This window comes from Vibrio sp. T3Y01 (genome assembly GCF_013114525.1).
Taxonomy (GTDB): Bacteria; Pseudomonadota; Gammaproteobacteria; order Enterobacterales; family Vibrionaceae; genus Vibrio; species Vibrio chagasii_B.
The window spans coordinates 18,810-37,595 of record NZ_VTXJ01000035.1 but is presented as its reverse complement, the minus strand read 5'-3'; the positions used below and the strand labels follow the sequence as shown (position 1 = coordinate 37,595).

19 protein-coding genes are annotated in these 18,786 nt (G+C 44.8%); 4 read left to right on the top strand and 15 right to left on the bottom strand.

Going from position 1 to position 18,786, the window contains the following annotated elements; genetic code table 11:
- Positions 1-508: 508 nt before the first annotated feature.
- From F0232_RS24140 to dusA, 7 genes are all read right to left on the bottom strand, one after another.
- Entirely contained in the window at positions 509-1,285 is a 777-nt protein-coding gene (locus tag F0232_RS24140; RefSeq protein ID WP_061034294.1) for a phosphoadenylyl-sulfate reductase, read from the bottom strand.
- The gene (gene cysI, locus F0232_RS24135; protein WP_105057832.1) at positions 1,278-3,005 is read right to left on the bottom strand and encodes an assimilatory sulfite reductase (NADPH) hemoprotein subunit; all 1,728 of its coding nucleotides are present in this window, start codon (positions 3,003-3,005) and stop codon (positions 1,278-1,280) included. Before cysI ends, F0232_RS24140 begins: the two co-directional genes overlap by 8 nt.
- Positions 3,005-4,870: an assimilatory sulfite reductase (NADPH) flavoprotein subunit gene (locus tag F0232_RS24130; protein WP_105057831.1), complete on the bottom strand. Its 1,866-nt coding sequence runs from the start codon at positions 4,868-4,870 to the stop codon at positions 3,005-3,007. The genes cysI and F0232_RS24130 overlap by 1 nt, the downstream gene beginning before the upstream one ends.
- 123 nt (positions 4,871-4,993) lie before the next feature.
- Entirely contained in the window at positions 4,994-5,224 is a 231-nt protein-coding gene (locus F0232_RS24125; protein WP_004735813.1) for a hypothetical protein, read from the bottom strand.
- Positions 5,225-5,416: 192 nt separating this feature from the next.
- A complete protein-coding gene (locus tag F0232_RS24120) occupies positions 5,417-6,088 on the bottom strand; it encodes a TIGR04219 family outer membrane beta-barrel protein (RefSeq protein WP_105057879.1) in 672 nt (223 codons plus the stop codon).
- A gap of 135 nt (positions 6,089-6,223) precedes the next feature.
- Positions 6,224-6,445: an envelope stress response protein PspG gene (gene pspG, locus F0232_RS24115; RefSeq protein WP_008224319.1), complete on the bottom strand. Its 222-nt coding sequence runs from the start codon at positions 6,443-6,445 to the stop codon at positions 6,224-6,226.
- Between the two features lie 182 nt (positions 6,446-6,627).
- Positions 6,628-7,608, bottom strand: a complete 981-nt coding sequence (gene dusA / locus F0232_RS24110) for a tRNA dihydrouridine(20/20a) synthase DusA (protein ID WP_171751042.1) — start codon at positions 7,606-7,608, stop codon at positions 6,628-6,630.
- 312 nt (positions 7,609-7,920) lie between these two features.
- On the opposite strand from dusA, the gene zur reads away from it, so the two are divergent.
- Both zur and F0232_RS24100 read left to right on the top strand, forming a co-directional pair.
- Positions 7,921-8,379 carry a zinc uptake transcriptional repressor Zur gene (gene zur, locus F0232_RS24105; RefSeq protein ID WP_004741270.1) on the top strand — a complete coding sequence of 153 codons (459 nt, stop codon included), beginning with the start codon at positions 7,921-7,923 and terminating at the stop codon, positions 8,377-8,379.
- A 17-nt stretch (positions 8,380-8,396) separates the two neighbouring features.
- Positions 8,397-8,858 carry a chemotaxis protein CheX gene (locus F0232_RS24100; protein ID WP_004741271.1) on the top strand — a complete coding sequence of 154 codons (462 nt, stop codon included), beginning with the start codon at positions 8,397-8,399 and terminating at the stop codon, positions 8,856-8,858.
- Between the two features lie 141 nt (positions 8,859-8,999).
- Here F0232_RS24100 and pgi read toward each other — a convergent pair whose 3' ends face one another.
- Complete coding sequence (gene pgi, locus F0232_RS24095; RefSeq protein ID WP_105057819.1) at positions 9,000-10,652, bottom strand: glucose-6-phosphate isomerase; 1,653 nt, start codon at positions 10,650-10,652, stop codon at positions 9,000-9,002.
- Positions 10,653-10,978: 326 nt separating this feature from the next.
- Here pgi and F0232_RS24090 point away from each other — a divergent pair, with 326 nt between their 5' ends.
- Positions 10,979-11,398: a secondary thiamine-phosphate synthase enzyme YjbQ gene (locus F0232_RS24090; RefSeq protein ID WP_105057818.1), complete on the top strand. Its 420-nt coding sequence runs from the start codon at positions 10,979-10,981 to the stop codon at positions 11,396-11,398.
- 117 nt (positions 11,399-11,515) lie between these two features.
- On the opposite strand, the gene F0232_RS24085 is transcribed toward F0232_RS24090, so the two are convergent.
- From F0232_RS24085 to F0232_RS24075, 3 genes are read right to left on the bottom strand one after another with little or no spacing between them, the layout of a single operon-like run.
- A complete protein-coding gene (locus tag F0232_RS24085) occupies positions 11,516-12,721 on the bottom strand; it encodes a BamA/TamA family outer membrane protein (RefSeq protein WP_105057878.1) in 1,206 nt (401 codons plus the stop codon).
- 23 nt (positions 12,722-12,744) lie between these two features.
- The gene (gene alr, locus F0232_RS24080; RefSeq protein ID WP_105057817.1) at positions 12,745-13,830 is read right to left on the bottom strand and encodes an alanine racemase; all 1,086 of its coding nucleotides are present in this window, start codon (positions 13,828-13,830) and stop codon (positions 12,745-12,747) included.
- Positions 13,831-13,836: 6 nt separating this feature from the next.
- On the bottom strand, positions 13,837-15,228 hold the full coding sequence (locus F0232_RS24075; RefSeq protein ID WP_004741275.1) for a replicative DNA helicase: 1,392 nt from the start codon (positions 15,226-15,228) through the stop codon (positions 13,837-13,839).
- Between the two features lie 175 nt (positions 15,229-15,403).
- Here F0232_RS24075 and F0232_RS24070 point away from each other — a divergent pair, with 175 nt between their 5' ends.
- The gene (locus F0232_RS24070; RefSeq protein WP_061034272.1) at positions 15,404-16,288 is read left to right on the top strand and encodes a DUF481 domain-containing protein; all 885 of its coding nucleotides are present in this window, start codon (positions 15,404-15,406) and stop codon (positions 16,286-16,288) included.
- A gap of 164 nt (positions 16,289-16,452) precedes the next feature.
- On the opposite strand, the gene rplI is transcribed toward F0232_RS24070, so the two are convergent.
- The 4 genes from rplI to rlmB form a co-directional block, all read right to left on the bottom strand.
- Complete coding sequence (rplI, locus tag F0232_RS24065; RefSeq protein ID WP_008223927.1) at positions 16,453-16,905, bottom strand: 50S ribosomal protein L9; 453 nt, start codon at positions 16,903-16,905, stop codon at positions 16,453-16,455.
- Between the two features lie 38 nt (positions 16,906-16,943).
- Complete coding sequence (rpsR, locus tag F0232_RS24060) at positions 16,944-17,171, bottom strand: 30S ribosomal protein S18 (protein ID WP_000090472.1); 228 nt, start codon at positions 17,169-17,171, stop codon at positions 16,944-16,946.
- 109 nt (positions 17,172-17,280) lie between these two features.
- Entirely contained in the window at positions 17,281-17,670 is a 390-nt protein-coding gene (gene rpsF / locus F0232_RS24055) for a 30S ribosomal protein S6 (protein ID WP_004741278.1), read from the bottom strand.
- 269 nt (positions 17,671-17,939) lie between these two features.
- Positions 17,940-18,680, bottom strand: a complete 741-nt coding sequence (gene rlmB, locus F0232_RS24050) for a 23S rRNA (guanosine(2251)-2'-O)-methyltransferase RlmB (RefSeq protein WP_004741280.1) — start codon at positions 18,678-18,680, stop codon at positions 17,940-17,942.
- Between the last annotated feature and the right edge of the window lie 106 nt (positions 18,681-18,786).

The window sequence follows — 18,786 nt, the reverse complement described above, 5'->3', positions numbered from 1 at the left end:
GATTGGTCACTCAGTTCATTGAAATCAATGTGATTCCTAAGAATCAATTTTTGATATTCATCAACGAGTGCCCACACAGATTGATAGGTTTAAATTGTTAAAGAACTTCTCTTCGTTGTGATTGACATCACTTCGGAAGAGGCGGCTATTCTAGCGACTTAATTTTCAGTGTCAAACACTTTTGAAAATTAATTTCTACTTTCTAAAAGTAGAAGCGAATAATCGCTTGAAGCTAGTTGCCTAACTAACATTCTTCGCTGAAGCCTTATGGCGTCTGCCGTGTCAGTGAGGCGGCATTATAGAGATGTCGCTCACATTGGCAAGTGTTTATTTAAGAAAAATGCAAAAACGAGGCTTATATGATGGATAAACCACCAAGGGCTTATTTATGCAAGTTTACTTACAAAGTACCTACAAAATAATCACAGAGTTATCCACAGGCGTTGTTGTTTTGCCCCCAGAAAAGCAAAAAAGCTGCCCTAAAGCAGCTTTTTAATCAACAATGAGCCTAAATACCAGAGCCATATTGTTCGCCATCGTCCTCATGAAGCCCACATTCTCGTTTTAACCCGTTAAAGCGGGTTTCTTCTTCTGTCATACCAGGCTCCCACTTCTTAGTTGTGTGTGTATCGCCAACTGAAAGGTAACCCTGCTCTCGAAGCGGATGATAACTCAGACCGTGCTCTTCTAGGTAGTAGTGAACATCTTTATTGGTCCAATCTATTATAGGTAAGAACTTAAACACACCATTTTGGATAGATAAGATTGCCAAGTTTGCACGAGATTGGGATTGCTCTCTTCTCAACCCTGAGAACCAAGTACCAGCCTCAAGTTCATCTAACGCCCTTCTCATTGGTTCAACTTTATTTAGCTTGTTGTACTTCTCAATACCTTCTAGTCCTTGCTCCCAAAGTTTCCCATATTGTGCTTCTTGCCAATTAGGGCTTTGCTGAGCACGAAATACTTGTAGGTTTAAGGTGAGCTTCTGGCTTAACTCATCTATAAAGCGATAGGTCTCTGGAAATAGATACCCGGTATCGGTAAGGATAACTGGAATATCCGGCTTTGCCTGAGTGACTAAGTGCAGCATGAGTGCTGCTTGGATTCCAAAACTTGAGGACACCACATGTGTCCCTTCTAAGTTTTCTAGTGCCCATTTCACTCTTTCTAAAGCAGTTAGCTGTTCTAACTCTGCGTTAATCTGTCCAAGACGAAGTACCTGCTCCGTCTTGGTTAGTGCGAGTAGTTCTGCTAACTTCAATTTTGAAGCGACAGAATTATGCATGCAGATCCCTCTTTGAAATGATCACCTCTTGGATGATGCCAGCTCGGATTGTGAAATCACCGAACCCTTCGTTCTCTTCTCGCTCTGCAGCCCAACGGCCCACCAGCGTGTCAATCTCTTCTAAGATCTGAGCTGATGTGATGTTCTCTTTATACATCTTAGGAATACGAGTACCGGCTTTGTTGCCACCTAAGTGCATATTGTAACGACCTGGCGCTTTGCCTACTAAACCAAGCTCAGCCAACATTGCACGGCCACAGCCATTTGGACAACCGGTTACACGAAGGATAATGTTATCGTCTTCTGGTAAACCGTGTTTCTTGAGAATACCTTCAACATCGGTAACAAACTCAGGAAGAAAACGTTCGGCTTCTGCCATCGCTAAAGGACATGTAGGAAATGCTACACACGCCATCGAGTTTTTACGCTGTTCACTTACCGCGTCATCCATCAGACCATATTGACGAGCAAGCTTCTCAATTTTTGCTTTTTGACTCTTAGGTACACCTGCAACAATTAAGTTTTGGTTTGCAGTCATACGGAAATCGCCTTTGTGGATCTTAGCAATTTCTGCAACACCGGTTTTCAATGCTTTACCCGGAAAATCAAGCAAGCGACCATTTTCAATAAACAGCGCCAAATGGTGCTTACCATCAATACCTTCAACCCAACCGATACGGTCACCACGCTCTGTGAATTCATAAGGGCGACTTTCCGAGAACTTAACACCCGCACGCTTTTCAACTTCCGCTTTGAACACATCAATACCTACACGGTCTAGTGTGTACTTAGTTTTTGCATTCTTACGGTTTGAGCGGTTACCCCAGTCACGCTGTGTGGTAACAACCGCTGCCGCAACAGCTAACGTATTTTCTAATGGTACAAAACCAAAGTCGTCAGCTTTACGAGCATAAGTAGAAGTATCACCGTGCGTCATTGCTAAACCACCACCGACTAACACGTTAAAGCCCACCAACTTTCCATCTTCAGCAATAGCGACAAAGTTAAGGTCGTTAGCGTGAACGTCAACGTCATTTTGTGGTGGAATCACAACTGTTGTCTTGAATTTACGCGGTAGATAATTATTACCTAAGATTGGCTCATCATCGGTTGTTTCTAATTTCTCGCCATCAAGCCAGATCTCAGCATAAGCACGAGTTTTAGGAAGTAGGTGTTCACTGATCTTCTTCGCCCACTCATAGGCTTCTTGGTGAAGTTCAGATTCTACTGGGTTTGTCGTACACAAAACGTTTCGGTTTACGTCACCCGCAGTAGCAATTGAATCAATACCAATGCTATTTAACGTTTGGTGCATCAGCTTGATATTTGGCTTTAACACGCCGTGAAACTGAAACGTTTGACGAGTCGTTAAACGGATTGAACCATAAGAGGTACTTTCATCGGCAAACTTATCTATTGCTAACCACTGCTTAGGGGTAATGATGCCACCAGGCATACGCGCACGAAGCATAACGTTATGCAGAGGCTCTAGCTTTTGCTTGGCACGCTCGTTACGAATATCACGGTCATCTTGTTGGTACATGCCGTGGAAACGAATCAGTTGAAAGTTATCTGCTGTAAAGCCGCCAGTGATACGATCTTGTAAGTCTTGCTCAATCGTACCGCGCAGGTTATTGCTCTCACGCTTTAGACGCTCATTGTCAGCCAACGGACCAAGTACTTGGCCTAGCACTTCTTGCTCTATTACTTGCTTGCTCATTAGTACACATCCCTTTGGTAACGTTTTGCTTTACGTAAATCATTAATAAATTGCTCAGCCTGTTCGCGACTTTGATTGCCCTGCTTTTCAGCAATCGTAACTAGTGCTTCATGTACGTCTTTCGCCATTCGAGTCGCATCGCCACACACATAGAAGTACGCGCCTTCTTGTAGCCATTGCCATACTTGTTCTGCTTGCTCGATTAAGCGGTCTTGTACATACACTTTCTCTTTTTGGTCTCGGCTAAAAGCAACATCTAGCTTAGTTAGCGCACCAGATTTGAGGTACTTCTGCCATTCAACTTGGTATAGGAAGTCTTGAGTAAAGGTACGGTCGCCAAAGAACAACCAGCTCTTACCTTGAGCGTCATTGTTTTCTCGCTCTTGAACAAAGCTGCGGAATGGTGCAATACCAGTACCAGGGCCGACCATAATGATTGGAGTATTGTCGTCTTGTGGTAGCTTGAAGTTATTGTTGTTCTCAACGAACACCTTCACTTCACCACCTTCCTCTAAACGCTGAGCTAGGAAACTTGATGCTCCACCTAAGCGAGACTCTTCACCTTTTTGGTATTCAACCAAACCAACGGTTAGGTGAACTTCTTCATCCACTTCAGCTTGGCTCGATGCGATTGAGTACAGGCGAGGTGTAAGCTTACGCAACAGGCCTAGAAGTTCATCAGCCGATAGTTTGGTTTTCTTCTCAGCTAATACATCAACAATTTGCGTGTTGCCCGCGTATTCACGAAGCTTGTCTTTATCTTCCACCAGCTTTAACAGTTTCTTGCTACCAGATAGCTCAGCAAACTTAGTCACAAGTTGAGGGTTTGAAGCCGTTATCTCGAACTTACTCACTAGAGCACTATGAATAGAGAGGTTTTCACCATCCACATCTACGCTCTCGATACCAGAGAGCCCAACTTTAGCAAGAATCTGATTCGCTAATTCTGAACTGTTTTCATACCACACACCCAGTGCGTCACCCGGTTGATAAGTAATATCGGACTCATCCAGATCAATCTCGATATGACGAACATCTTTACCCGAATCACGACCTGTGATCTTTTGGCTTGTTAGCAATGTTGCGGTGTATGGGTTTTGTTTGGTGTACTGTGAATGACCAGCAGCGGCTTGACCTACTGGTAATTGAACTACCTCAGCCTCTGCGCCCGTCGACAGTGTTTCTTGTACTTGTGATAGAGCTTTAGCACGCCACTCGGTTGCTGCCGCTTCGTAATCCACGTCGCAGTCAAGACGGTCAACAAATGATTTGGCACCAAGCTTGGCTAGGAAGTTATCGAAGTCTTTCGCGGTTTGGCAGAAAAACTCGTAGCTTGAGTCGCCCAGACCAATCACACCGTATTGTAAGTTTGATAGCTTTGGCGCTTTCTTTGATTGTAGGAACTCGTGCAGCTCAATCGCGTTATCTGGCGCTTCACCCTCGCCATTAGTCGAAGCCACGAAAATGACGTGCGTCTCTTTCGCTAGGTTCTTGCCTTTGTAATCACTGGCATCGAAAAGCTCGACGGCGATACCTAAGGCTTTTGCTTCTGCCTCTAGTGATTCAGCGACGCCTTTAGCATTACCGGTTTGAGAAGCAAAGATAATGCTGAGCTTACCAGCAGGTTTTGCAGCAACCGCCGCAGCTGCTTGAGTAATCGGTGCGGCTGCGCCCACAGGTTGAGCTTGGCTCACACCCCATAGGTAACCACTGACCCATGCCAATTGCTGAGAAGATAATTCGGAAACAGTTTGTTGAAGATGACCCAGTTGTTGGTCATTAAGCGGTGCAGCTAATCCAGGTAGCTCGTTCGCCCCAGACTGTGCATTATTATTTTGTGAAGACTCTTTCTTATTTAAAGACATGGTCACGACATCCCTAATCATTGCGTGACGATAGATTAACCACTCCTTTTAATAACAAGAAAGAATAGAAAAGTATGTTTTATAACTTTTTGGAAGTAAAAAGCGATTGAATGGGTAAATGGGCTACTGGTTTTCAATACGAACTTGTTGAAAACCCACTGCCATTGCCGACTTAGATGCTAGATCTAAATCCGCATAATGGCACTCCTCACCGTGGACATCAGTAAGCAGAACAAAACCGCCGCCCATATGGCGAAACTCCACAACCCAAGACCCTTCTTGTATTGAGGGCTCTATGATGGCTTCAACTAACAAATTTTCTCGATATAAATTGCGTAATTCATTGAGTGTCATATTCCATCCCTTGTTCTGACCCAACAACATAGACCTTATAAGAATAGACGTTAATCAGCTCTCTGTATAAGGATGGTCGAAAGTGATGAATGTGCTAACTAATTCCAGAAAGATATAATCAACAGATATAAAAAAACGCCGCTTAATAAAGCGGCGTTCTTAAAATTGGTTTTAGATGTTCTTTAGGTGAACTTAGAATCGTACTTCTGCGCCAGCAAACCAGCCATCTACCATGACAAAGTTTTTACCTAGCTCAGAATCAAAGAACTCATCTGAATCTAAGTCGATAACACGGTAACCACCGCGCAGAGCGATTTCAGACTCAGATACTGGGATTCGGTACTGAACACCCGCCATCAAATCTGTACTCTTAATGCCACTGCTATCACCGAATTCCATGGTACCAATGATATCGAAGTTGGTGTCAGGAACGTTGATTTCTGCGTTACCGTAGAAGCTCCAAGTAAACTCATCAAAGGTTGATGTTTTCGCACCTGTCGCTTTTGGTTCAATGTAATTCGAGTTTGAGTACTGAGTAAACGTCAGACCCGCATCGAAGTTCATCAACTTGTGCTCTAGCAAGGTGTAGTAGAATGTGTAGTCGTACTTATCAAAAGCCAATGCATCCGTATCAATAGACGTATAACGGAAGCTAGCATTTGGCAGCATTGGGGCATTATGCTCAAATGCGAAATACACAGAAGGAGAGTTAGAGTCTTCATCTTGTCTCACTTCATTTAGCTTGGTACTTCCCCACCACATATCGGCACCGACTTTAGCCGTGTAAGAAAACTCTTCCTCAGCAGATACCGCTGAACTTAAAGATAGCATTCCCACTAAAGCAATTAATGGCATTTTATTCATTTGAGATAGCTCCAATTCCATATCGTTGTGCTAAGTGTATGCACATTCATAGATTATTGGGGAAAATTCTACCACACATCTTAAAGACTAAAACGATAAACCGACGGCAAGCCGATATTTGACGGTGTCATGACTTTAGTAGCGTCTCTGATTCGAGCTATGTACAAAGTTTTTGAAAAACCACACACCGATTGCAATCACAATCAACCAAGGCAGTAGTTTAAACACCACACTCATCATACCCAGCAGCAACATTACAGCTAATGCGACTCCAGTTGCCGCTAATACCGTCATAAAGGTAATGCCTGTCACAAGTAGCGTAGCAACGAAAATAAGAACAAAGATTAATTCAAACATAATGGTCTCCATAATGAGTTAATGACCTATCTTTCCTACTTTCTAACATTGCAGCATCTGTACCAAGTCGCCAAAACCAATAAAACCCTTATTTATCAGTCAAATAAAAAGCCGCACATTCTCATGCGCGGCTTTTTAAATAAATCAAAGTGGTAAATTTAGCCTTTAATGGCGAATTTAACCTATACGTTCAGCTCTTTAGGAATCTTAGCCAATGCCGTCTGCATGACTTCGATACCCGCGCCTTTCTTATGCGCATTTTCGCTGATGTAGCGACGCCATTGTCTTGCACCCGGCATGCTTTGGAACAAGCCAAGCATATGACGAGAAATGTGTCCTAAGCTTGCACCCTTTGAAAGTTCACGTTCAATGTACGGGTACATCTCTTCCACGACTTGTGAGCGTTTCTTAATTGGCGTATCTAAGCCGAAGATCTGTTGGTCCACTTCCGCCAGAATAAATGGGCTATGGTAAGCCTCGCGACCGATCATCACGCCATCCAGGTGCTGAAGATGCTCTTTTGTCTGCTCTAATGTGGTGATGCCGCCGTTTACTGCGATCACTAGATCTGAGAAGTCTTTCTTGATCTGGTAAGCACGATCATAATCCAAAGGTGGGATCTCACGGTTCTCTTTCGGGCTAAGACCACTCAACCACGCTTTACGTGCGTGAATAGTGAATTGCTCACAACCACCCTTTTCAGAAACCGTTGAGATAAACTTCGTCAAAAACTCATAAGAGTCTTGGTCATCGATACCAATGCGAGTTTTCACAGTGATTGGAATATCAGTCACTTCTTTCATTGCTGATACACAGTCTGCTACTAGCTCTGGCTCCGCCATTAAGCACGCACCAAAGCGACCGTTTTGAACTCGGTCTGAAGGGCAGCCTACATTAAGGTTTACTTCATCATAACCACGCTCAGCTGCTAGCTTGGCACAAGCCGCAAGATCAACTGGGTTTGAACCACCAAGTTGAAGAGCCAGTGGATGCTCTTGCTCACTGTATTCTAGGAAATCGCCCTTACCGTGTAAGATCGCGCCTGTTGTTACCATTTCCGTGTACAGAAGAGTCTGCTGAGATAGCAAACGGTGAAAGTAACGACAGTGGCGGTCAGTCCAATCGAGCATGGGAGCGACAGACAACCTACATGAATGTGTCATGGCAAAGTACCCTAGTAGCGAGTCAAACAAAGATGCTGGAATACCCAGCAAAAGCAAAGTCGGCTATTGTAAAGGCTATGCTCTGTTTGTGCTATATGAACTTTGCCTCACACTTTTTTATAAATCATTCACCAGATCTCTAATTCAGCTTCACTAATCAGTTATGCCTTGAGTCACAATGTCATTTTGAGTTACCTTGTCTTATTCAAAGTCGTGGGTCACAATACGCTCTGTACCTGACTTTAATAGAAATCAATGGCTCCTTAGCCGAAATAACCTGAAAGTAGGGTTTGTTTAAGGATGTCCGATTGAATGGTGAAGAATTTGGACCACACATTAATAGAGCAAGTTGAAGGGATATGCGCATCGCGTGGCGTTAGATTAACGCCTCAAAGAAAGCGAGTGTTTGAGCTCATCCTCTCTAATAAGAAAGCCTCTAGTGCTTATGAATTATTAGAGCAATTGAAAGTCAGTGAGCCGCAAGCCAAGCCACCTACTGTATATCGCGCTTTGGATTTCTTGTTGGAGCAAGGTTTCATTCACAGAGTTGAGTCAACCAATAGCTTTATATGCTGCTGTTCTTGTAATGCCAACAAACATTTCTCCCAACTACTGATCTGCGATAAATGTGGCACAGTGGTAGAACTACAAGACGATTCCCTTGTGACTCTGCTCGCGAGTAACGCTGAGAAGCATGGCTTTCAATTGACCAACCACGTCATTGAATCGCATGGCATTTGCCAGTCTTGCTCCTCCGATATGAAAGAATAAGATTATAGAAGAACATTATGCGCGCTGAATTTGTAAACCCGTTTTTAGCTTCTTTGATGAACGTTCTAAAAACGATGGCTTCTCTAGAATTGAAGCCACAAAAACCAAGAGTTAAGAAAGATGAAATCGCTCGTGGTGATGTCTCTGGTTTAATCGGTATGGTTGGTCCACAATCTCGTGGTTCAATGTCGATTACCTTTGATGAAGGTCTGGCTCTGGAAATCATGGAAAACATGCTTGGTGAGCGACCAAACGGTTTGAACGAAGAAGTAACCGACATGGTTGGTGAGATCACCAACATGGTAACTGGTGGTGCAAAACGTATTCTTGCGGAAAGCGGCTTCGACTTCGACATGGCAACGCCGATTGTGGTTTCTGGTAAAGGCCACACTATTCGTCACAAATGCGAAGGCGCAATCATCATCATGCCTTTCTCATCTCAGTGGGGTAATGCCTTCATCGAGATCTGTTTCGAATAGAATTAGCTACTGCAAAATATTTAGAAGGCTGGCGTCGATACGTTAGCCTTTTTTATTACCTGCGATTTAACCATTGCTTACTCTACAGATACAAAAACGCCAACCCTAAGGTTGGCGTTTACTTTTATGCTATCAACTCAATTAAGCTTTAAGTGCTTTGAATGCGTTGATTAGACCGTTCGTTGAGCTATCGTGAGATGTCACTTCTGCGTCATCAGCAAGCTCTGGAAGAATTTGGTTTGCTAGTTGCTTACCAAGTTCTACACCCCATTGGTCGAAGCTGAAGATGTTCCAGATAACGCCTTGAACGAAGATCTTGTGCTCGTACATCGCGATTAGGTTACCTAAAGAGCGAGGGTTGATTTGCTTAACAAGAATTGAGTTCGTTGGGCGGTTACCTTCAAATACTTTGAAAGGTACTAGCTCAGCCACTTCTTCAGCTGTTTTACCCGCAGCTAGGAATTCAGCTTCTACTGTTTCTTTGGTCTTACCGAAAGCTAGCGCTTCAGTTTGAGCAAAGAAGTTAGACATTAGCTTCTGGTGGTGATCAGATGCTGGGTTGTGGCTGATAGCAGGCGCGATGAAGTCTGATGGGATCAGCTTAGTGCCTTGGTGAATCAGTTGGTAGAACGCGTGCTGGCCGTTTGTACCAGGTTCACCCCAGATGATAGGACCTGTTTGGTACTCTACTGGATTACCTTCACGGTCTACAAACTTACCGTTTGATTCCATGTTGCCTTGCTGGAAGTAAGCAGCAAAACGGTGCATGTACTGGTCGTAAGGTAGAATCGCTTCCGACTCAGCGCCGTGGAAGTTGTTGTACCAAATACCGATTAGCGCAAGGATCACTGGAATGTTGCTTTCAAACTCAGTTGAAGCAAAGTGGTTATCCATCTCGTGAGCACCTTCTAGTAGCTCAACGAAATTATCGAAGCCTACAGAAAGAGAAATAGAAAGACCAATCGCAGACCATAGAGAGTAACGACCACCAACCCAGTCCCAGAATTCGAACATGTTGTCAGTATCGATACCAAACTCAGCGACTGCAGTTGCGTTCGTCGATAGTGCAGCGAAGTGCTTAGCTACGTGCGCTTCATCACCTGCTTCTGCTAGGAACCAATCACGTGCAGAGTGTGCATTCGTCATTGTTTCTTGAGTCGTGAATGTTTTTGATGCTACTAGGAATAGCGTTGTTTCTGGGTTCAGAGACTTAAGCGTCTCAACGATGTGCGTACCATCTACGTTCGAAACGAAGTGCATGTTTAGGCGAGTTTTGTATGGCGTTAGTGCTTCAGTCACCATGTATGGACCAAGATCCGAACCGCCGATACCAATGTTTACAACATCAGTAATCTCTTTACCTGTGTAACCTTTCCACTCACCAGAAACGATGCGGTGTGTGAACAGTTCCATTTTTGCTAGTACAGCGTTAACTGCTGGCATTACGTCTTTGCCGTCAACCATTACTGGCTTGTCGCTACGGTTACGTAGTGCAGTGTGAAGCACTGAACGGCCTTCAGTCTTGTTGATCGCATCACCGCTAAACATCGCTTCAATTGCAGACTTAACTTCAGTCTCGTTTGCAAGAGCAAATAGGTGCTGCATCGTTTCTGCGTCGATTAGGTTCTTAGAGTAATCGACTAAGATGTCTGAACCGAAACGAGTAGAAAAGCTCTCGAAACGTTTTGCATCTTGAGCAAACAGCTCTTTCATATCCATATCTTGAGCAGACTCAAAATGAGCTGTTAGAGCTTTCCACGCTTGTGTTTGCGTTGGGTTGATATTTTTCAACATGGTATCTATCCCGATGTTACTGTAGGTTTTATTCTAAACGTCACCTAGGTGATGAATAGAACCCCCGATTAGGCGAAAGTTTATATTTTTCTGTGATGACCAAACCGCGTCACCACTGAAAGATTCTTTGTAATTTTTTTTCACGACGTATTATGCCGTATATGAAGAGCTGTACCTTGAGATAAATCAGGATTAGATTTCCTGAGACAGGAATCGGTACAGACTCTGGCTCTAACATAATTAAATGTGAGCGAGACCTGATAAATTCAAGTTCAAAAGATAGCCTCAAACCACTTTTTTTCCAAATACATTATAAAGGATGGCGTATGTGGATTCAGAAGACTATACACCTAAATGCACAAAAGCGTGGATTTCATCTCATTACTGATGAAATTGAACAACAGATACACGAGATTAGCTCCCTATCTGTTGGTTTATTACATCTATTTATTCAGCATACTTCTGCCAGCTTAACGCTCAATGAAAACGCCGATCCGACCGTCCGTAGTGATATGGAGGCACACTTCAACAAGTTTGTGCCCGAACGAGCGCCCTATTACAAGCATACTTATGAAGGTGATGATGATATGCCAGCTCACATTAAAGCATCGACACTTGGCAACAGCGTGACAATCCCTATCACCAATGGTCGTTTAGCTTTAGGAACATGGCAGGGCATTTACTTAGGAGAGCACCGAGACTATGGTGGTAGCCGCACTGTGGTTGTTACAATTCAGGGGGGGTAGACTGCTTAAAAGCAAGAACTTCATAATAAAAACAATGCCTTCTGAATAAAAAAGAGTGGTGTATTTCCACGACCACTCTTATAAATACAGCATTTGGCCTACTGTGGGCCAAATGCTTTAGAAGGGCTGGTTTATCATAACCCTGAAGGTCCCCTCATCACCGCCTCGCGCTAATTCCGCACGAACCACAATTCCTTCCACTTGGAAACGCACTGCGCCACCTAAGCTCCATTTCATGTCCGAGTGCAGTGTTTTGATGTCGTATTCATCTGCAACGCGCCCTAATTCAGCAAACGCTACCCATTGCCACCAAGGCAAGTCGTAGTAGTTAATCAGTGGGATATCACCCAGTGGCTGCCAATCTGGAAGTACACGGTATTCTGCAGAGTAATGCACTGCAGAGCGACCGTGATAACGGCCTCCGGTATAACCTCGTAATCGATACAAGCCACCTAATCGAGCTTGTTCTGTCTCCGGTGGGCGAGCACAATCTTGCCCAGAGCAGTTATCCCATGTAGGCGTGTCAGCCGTATAGAAATCGAATGCTAAAACTTGTTGATCGAATAGGTCCCCTAAAGGACCTAAAGCAAAGTACTGGCTATTTTGGAAGGTCCACTTAAGCCATAAGTCATCGTTAGACCAACTCTCTGCGCCTGTTGTGAATTCCAGGTTAGTATGAGAGCCCGTGGTTGGGTTACGTGTGCTATCACGGTTATCCCAATCCAACGCCAGACTAAAGCCTGTCGCCTCTTCCGTGTTGTTTAAACCTTCTAGCTCACGTGCCGTATAAAAAGGCGTGAAGATAATCGAACTGACACCCGACTCGACTGGCGAAGCAAAACTCACATCTTTGATTGGCTGAAAAGCCCCTAACAAGCCATGTTCTGCAACATTGCCCCAAGGTAGCAAATACTTGAATTCAAACTGATAGTTCTGTTCTAAGCCATCGGCAATGGTTTTATCATCAATAGATGAATCGTTATCGCCTTGAGAGCCTATGTAATAAGGATTGTCGTTGAAGCGCGCTTGGTACATCTGAGTACTGAATAAAACATTCTCAGACAAAGCGTAGTTAAAGGCCGATAGAAAACCGACATAACTGTCTTTGTCTGAATAGAGTGCCATACCAAACAGAGCGGCTTGAGGTTGCCAAACGCCCTTTGCGACACCCGCAACCCCAAAGGTATTGCCCAAAGTTTCAGTACTAAAATAGAAAGGGACAAAGGCTGAATCTTTTTCTTCGCTCAAGACAGAAGAAGAAAAGCTGACACTGGCTAACGCCAAGACTGACGTTAGCCAGTGTCGAGTAGTTCGCTTGAACATCATTTAGTTTACAAGATCCATAGCTACTTCACATACTCCATCGCAACACGCGAAGTCAGCTTAGTGACTAGCTCGTACGCGATAGTGCCGATATGTTCTGCCACTTCTTCTGAAGGTAAGTCTTTACCCCATAATGTCGCTTCATCACCGACTTTATCTGCAGCATCAGGGCCAAGGTCGACCGTTAACATATCCATAGAAACTCGGCCTGCAATAGGCACTTTTCGACCATTTACAAACACAGGTGTACCGTTAGGGGCGGTTCGAGGGTAGCCATCACCGTAACCAATCGCGATAACACCCACTTTAGTGTCACGCTCACTAGTCCAGTTACCACCGTAACCCACGCTTTCACCCGCTTTAACATCACGAACGGCAATCAGGTGCGAGGTAAGAGTCATCACAGGCATAAAGCCAAGCTCTTGTGCTGATTTATCAACAAACGGCGATACACCGTAAGAGATAATTCCAGGGCGAACCCAATCAAGGTGGCTATCAGGCCAAGCCAACAAACCAGCAGAAGCGGCCAGTGAGCGTTCCCCTTCACAACCATCAGTAAGAGACAAAAACAGTTCGGTCTGCTCTACCGTAGTGGTTCTATCCAGCTCATCAGCACAACCAAAGTGGCTCATGTAACGAAGAGGCTTAGCCACATTCGCACATTGATGCAGACGCTCAACGAAATCTTGGTATTGCTCTGGGCGAACACCCAAGCGGTGCATACCACTATCGACTTTTAGCCACACCACAACCGGTGTTTCTAGGTCAGCATTCTCTAGCGCGCTTAATTGCTCTTCGCAATGCACCACCGTTTGAATGTTATTGGTGACAAGGATCGGCAAATCACCCGAAGAATAAAAGCCTTCGAGCAACAAAATAGGCTTAACAATACCACCAGCACGCAGCTGCAGTGCTTCCTCAATACGAGCCACACCGAATGCATCTGAGCTTTTTGAGTGCTTAGCAATGTGCAGTAAGCCGTGACCATAGCCATTGGCTTTGACAACAGACATCACTTTGCACTGCGGGGCTTTCGACTTAATTTGGTTCAGGTTGTGCTCAAGCGCATTTAAATCAATGCTCGCGGTCGCCGCTTTCATATACGTCATTAGCGATTACTCGTCATCAAATGCAGGACCTGCATAGTTATCGAAACGGGAGTGTTGCCCTTGGAATGTCAGACGAACCGAACCGATCGGGCCGTTACGTTGCTTACCGATAATGATTTCAGCGATGCCCTTCAGTGAGCTGTCTGGGTTATACACTTCGTCACGGTAGATGAACATGATTAAGTCGGCATCTTGCTCAATCGAGCCCGACTCACGCAAGTCCGAGTTAACTGGACGTTTATCAGCTCGTTGCTCTAGGGAACGGTTAAGCTGAGAAAGTGCCACTACTGGAACGTTCAACTCTTTCGCTAGCGCTTTAAGGGAACGTGAAATCTCGGCGATCTCAAGGGTACGGTTATCAGACAGTGAAGGGACACGCATCAGTTGAAGGTAGTCGATCATGATCATTGAAAGACCATCATGTTCACGAGCAATACGACGCGCACGAGAACGTACTTCGGTTGGTGTTAGGCCAGAACTGTCATCAATGTACATGTTCTTCTTATCCATGAGGATACCCATGGTCGAAGAGATACGAGCCCAGTCTTCGTCATCAAGTTGACCGGTACGAATTTTGGTTTGGTCCACACGAGACAGGGATGCAAGCATACGCATCATCAGCTGTTCGCCTGGCATCTCTAGCGAGAAGATAAGCACGGGCTTGTCTTGTTTCATCGCCGCGTTTTCACACAAGTTCATCGCAAAAGTGGTCTTACCCATCGATGGACGTGCCGCCACAATGATTAAATCAGAACCTTGTAGACCAGCGGTCTTCTTGTTGAGGTCATTAAAGCCGGTATCGACACCTGTCACACCGTCTTGCGGAGTCTTGTACAGGATTTCGATACGCTCTAGCGTCTTCTCAAGAATGCTATCTACGTTTTGAGGGCCTTCGTTTTCGCTCGCACGACCTTCTGCAATCGCGAATACTTTACTCTCAGCAAGGTCGAGCAGGTCTTCTGATGTACGACCTTGTGGATCGTAGCCAGAATCGGCAATCTCATTCGCCACACCAATCAGGCTACGAACCAGTGCGCGCTGAGCGACGATATCCGCATAAGCGTTAATGTTAGCCGCACTTGGCGTGTTCTTAGCTAGGTCAGCAAGGTAGGCAAAGCCACCCACTTCTTCAAGTTGCTCACGCAGCTCTAAGTGTTCAGAGAGTGTAATAAGATCCAGAGGAGAGCTTTCTTCAAGGATATCTTTTACCGCTTCAAAGATCAGACGGTGAGGACGACTATAAAAGTCTTTGGCCACAACCTTTTCAGCAACCGTATCCCAGCGTTCGTTATCTAATAACAAACCGCCAATAACAGATTGCTCAGCTTCTAATGAATGTGGCGGGACCTTGATGGCGTCCACCTGATCTTTGGCTGATTTCTGACTTTTGGTATCCACTATGACTACACTCAATAACTAATAATGATCGTTCATTATACCCAAGAACACTCATTTGTAATCCGATCCTATGAGTTTGTTTTATTCTTCAGGAAGAATTTACTTATTGCTGACGGAATTAACCAAGGGTAGCATTACGATCTCGCCATTCATTCACTGTATAACTGAGGTATGCGTGTCCAAACTATTGGCTCTGAGCACAGGTCTTCTAAGCACTGGTCTCCTGAGCGCTCCGATGGCTTTAGCTGATGATGCTAAAACCGATGTTGATGCAATCCTCGACTCGATAGTAGTACCAGAACCTACTGCTGAGCCGATCGTCGTTGCACCAGCACCAGAAGAAAAAGATATGGATATCGCCCCAAGTGATACGAGTGACACTGAACTGCCAAGCCCACTAAAAACTGAAGTCGAATTTGGATATCAGTCGCATACTGGTAATTCCGATTCACGCTCTCTAAACGCACGCCTAAACGGTGAGTACACGGCTGGCCGCCACAGAACCAGTGGCGAATGGAAATACTACAACCTCTATAAAGATGGCGAAGAAGATAAAAGGCAATCAACTTACACGGCTCAGAGTGACTACAAGTTAAGCCCTAAAACCTATCTTTACGGCAGTTTTAAAGGCGTCGATTCACGATACAGTGCTTACTTTAAGGATTACACCGTTTCGAGCGGTCTGGGTTACCAGTTTTCGAATACCGAAGAGTTCGTACTGGAAGTCGAAGTGGGCCCGGGCTTTCGTTACCAAGAACCAAACCTCGATGAGCTAGACGATGATGACATCATCTTCCCAGAGATCGTTGAAGAAGCGATTTTCCGTGGCAACGTAAATACGTCTTGGCAGGTGTTGAAGAATTTGCAGCTAAAAGCCGATGTAACATTGGTGTCTGGTCACAGTAACTTGAAGTTCGATACCGAGTTAGAAGCGATCAACGATATTACTGACAATATCGCGCTTAAGATTGCACACTCTCGCCAGTACCACGATAAAGTTCCCGAAGGGCTAGATAAAGAAGACTCGGTTCTCTCCATAAACCTGTTGTTCCAATTCTAATTTCCATGGCTGTTTGTTCAGCCATTAGAGCTTTTGGATCATAGTAGGCTTTTTACCTACTGTAGCCCTCCCTTACCTTTTCCTATATTCCAGACATAAAAAAACACCAGCCAAAGCTGGTGTTTAAAACTTTCATAAAGAAAGAATTCGTCTTGGTACTGAAATTACTCAGCTGCAACGATAGCGATTTTCGCAGTAGCAAAAACTTCAGAGTGAAGTTGGATGCTTACTTCGAATTCGCCGATGTTACGTAGAGCGCCTTCAGGTAGGCGTACTTCGCTCTTAGCTACTGCAACACCTGCCGCTGTGATAGCGTCAGCGATGTCACGAGTACCGATAGAACCGAATAGTTTACCTTCGTCACCAGCTTTAGAAGCGATAGAAACGCCTTCTAGAGAGTTAACTTTCTCTGCACGAGCTTCAGCAGCAGCTAGTTGCTCAGCAACTTTAGCTTCTAGTTCAGCACGACGAGTTTCGAACATAGCAACGTTGTCTTTAGTTGCCATAACTGCTTTACCCTGTGGGATAAGGAAGTTACGAGCGTAACCAGATTTAACGTTTACTTGGTCGCCAAGGCCACCTAGGTTACCGATCTTATCAAGTAGAATAACTTGCATTATCTTAGTCCTCTTAAACTATTATTAACTATTACCGATTACTGATGCTTGTCAGTGTACGGTAGTAGAGCTAGGTAACGAGAACGCTTGATAGCGCGAGCTAGTTGACGCTGGTACTTAGCGCTTGTACCAGTGATACGGCTAGGTACGATTTTACCAGCTTCAGTGATGTAGTTTTTAAGAGTTGCTACGTCTTTGTAGTCAATCTCTTGTACGCCTTCTGCAGTGAAACGGCAGAATTTACGACGACGGAAGAAACGAGCCATGGGCTATCTCCTGATCTTAAATTTAATAATGCAGCCTTTCAAAACTTAGGAAGTGGTGAAAGACTTAAAACAAGTTGAGAATTTTTTAAGGCATTAAGCCAAAAAAGAATTACTCAGCAGCTGCTTCTGGTTTAGCTTCTGTACGCTCTTCGCGACGAGGAGCACGCTCTGCACGCTCTTCTTTTTGCTTAAGCATAATAGATTGCTCAGTCACAGCGCCTTTAGTGCGCATGATCATGTTACGTAGAACTGCATCGTTGAAACGGAAAGCAGTTTCTAGCTCGTCAATCACTTCTTGACCAGCTTCAACGTTCATAAGAACGTAGTGAGCTTTGTGAAGCTTGTTGATTGGGTAAGCCATTTGACGACGACCCCAGTCTTCTAGACGGTGGATAGTACCGCCAGCTTCAGTGATAGAACCAGTGTAACGCTCGATCATGCCAGCAACTTGCTCGCTTTGATCAGGGTGAACCATGAATACGATTTCGTAATGACGCATTTGGTTGCTCCTTACGGATTATTAGCTTCCACGAATGGCTCGGTCGTCCAGAGGAAGCAAGGAACTAAAGATAAATGACCGAGTTTTAAGGACGGCAAATATTATAGAAAGAACCCTGTATTGGCAAGTGGTATTTGGCGAATAATGAAACAGTTTTTCTTTCGCCATCTAGCCATCCGCGGTTCTATTGAGATCTGCCTTAATTAGATGAAAACAAACGCCCACCAGCATGTGGTGGGCGTTAGAAATAAATCAATTCAATGAGTAATTTACTGCGCTAGACGCTGACGTACCGCTTCAAACAGACAAATACCAGAAGCCACTGACACGTTCAGGCTTGATACACTGCCAGCCATCGGAATCTTGATCAGGTCATCACAGGTCTCACGCGTTAGACGACGCATACCGTCACCTTCTGCACCCATTACGACTGCTAGAGGGCCTGTTAGTTTCGCTTGGTAGATGTCATGCGTTGCTTCACCTGCCGTACCGACAAACCATACACCTTGTTCTTGCAGTGCGCGCATTGTGCGAGCCAGGTTAGTTACACGTACTAGAGGAACCGTTTCAGCCGCACCACATGCAACCTTACTAACCGTTGCTGTTAATGGAGAAGAGCGGTCTTTAGGCACGATAACCGCAGCAACACCAGCCGCATCCGCATTACGCAGGCAAGCACCTAGGTTATGAGGGTCTGTTACGCCATCTAGAACCAACAGCAATGGCTGTTCGTGCTGCGCTAGGATGTCATCTAGGTGAGTTTCGTTAAGCTGTTTAGCCGGCTTCACCTTAGCGATAATGCCTTGGTGGTTTGCACCTTGTGCTTTGTCATCCAGCGGCTTACGGCCCATCTGTTGAATGGATACACCAAACTGTTGTAGCTGATTCAGTAGTGGTAAAAGGCGCTCGTCTTGACGACCTTTTAGCACATACGCTTCGATGAAACGTGCTGGATCTTTTTCTAATACGGCTTTCACCGCGTGAATACCGTAAATAAATTCGTTACTCATTGTCTCAAATTACTCTTATTGCTCAGAGATGAACGGCACTAACTCCAATGCGTTCAGCTCTGCGTTGTTTATTTCGAGAGTATGCGTTTCACGCCCGATACTCTCG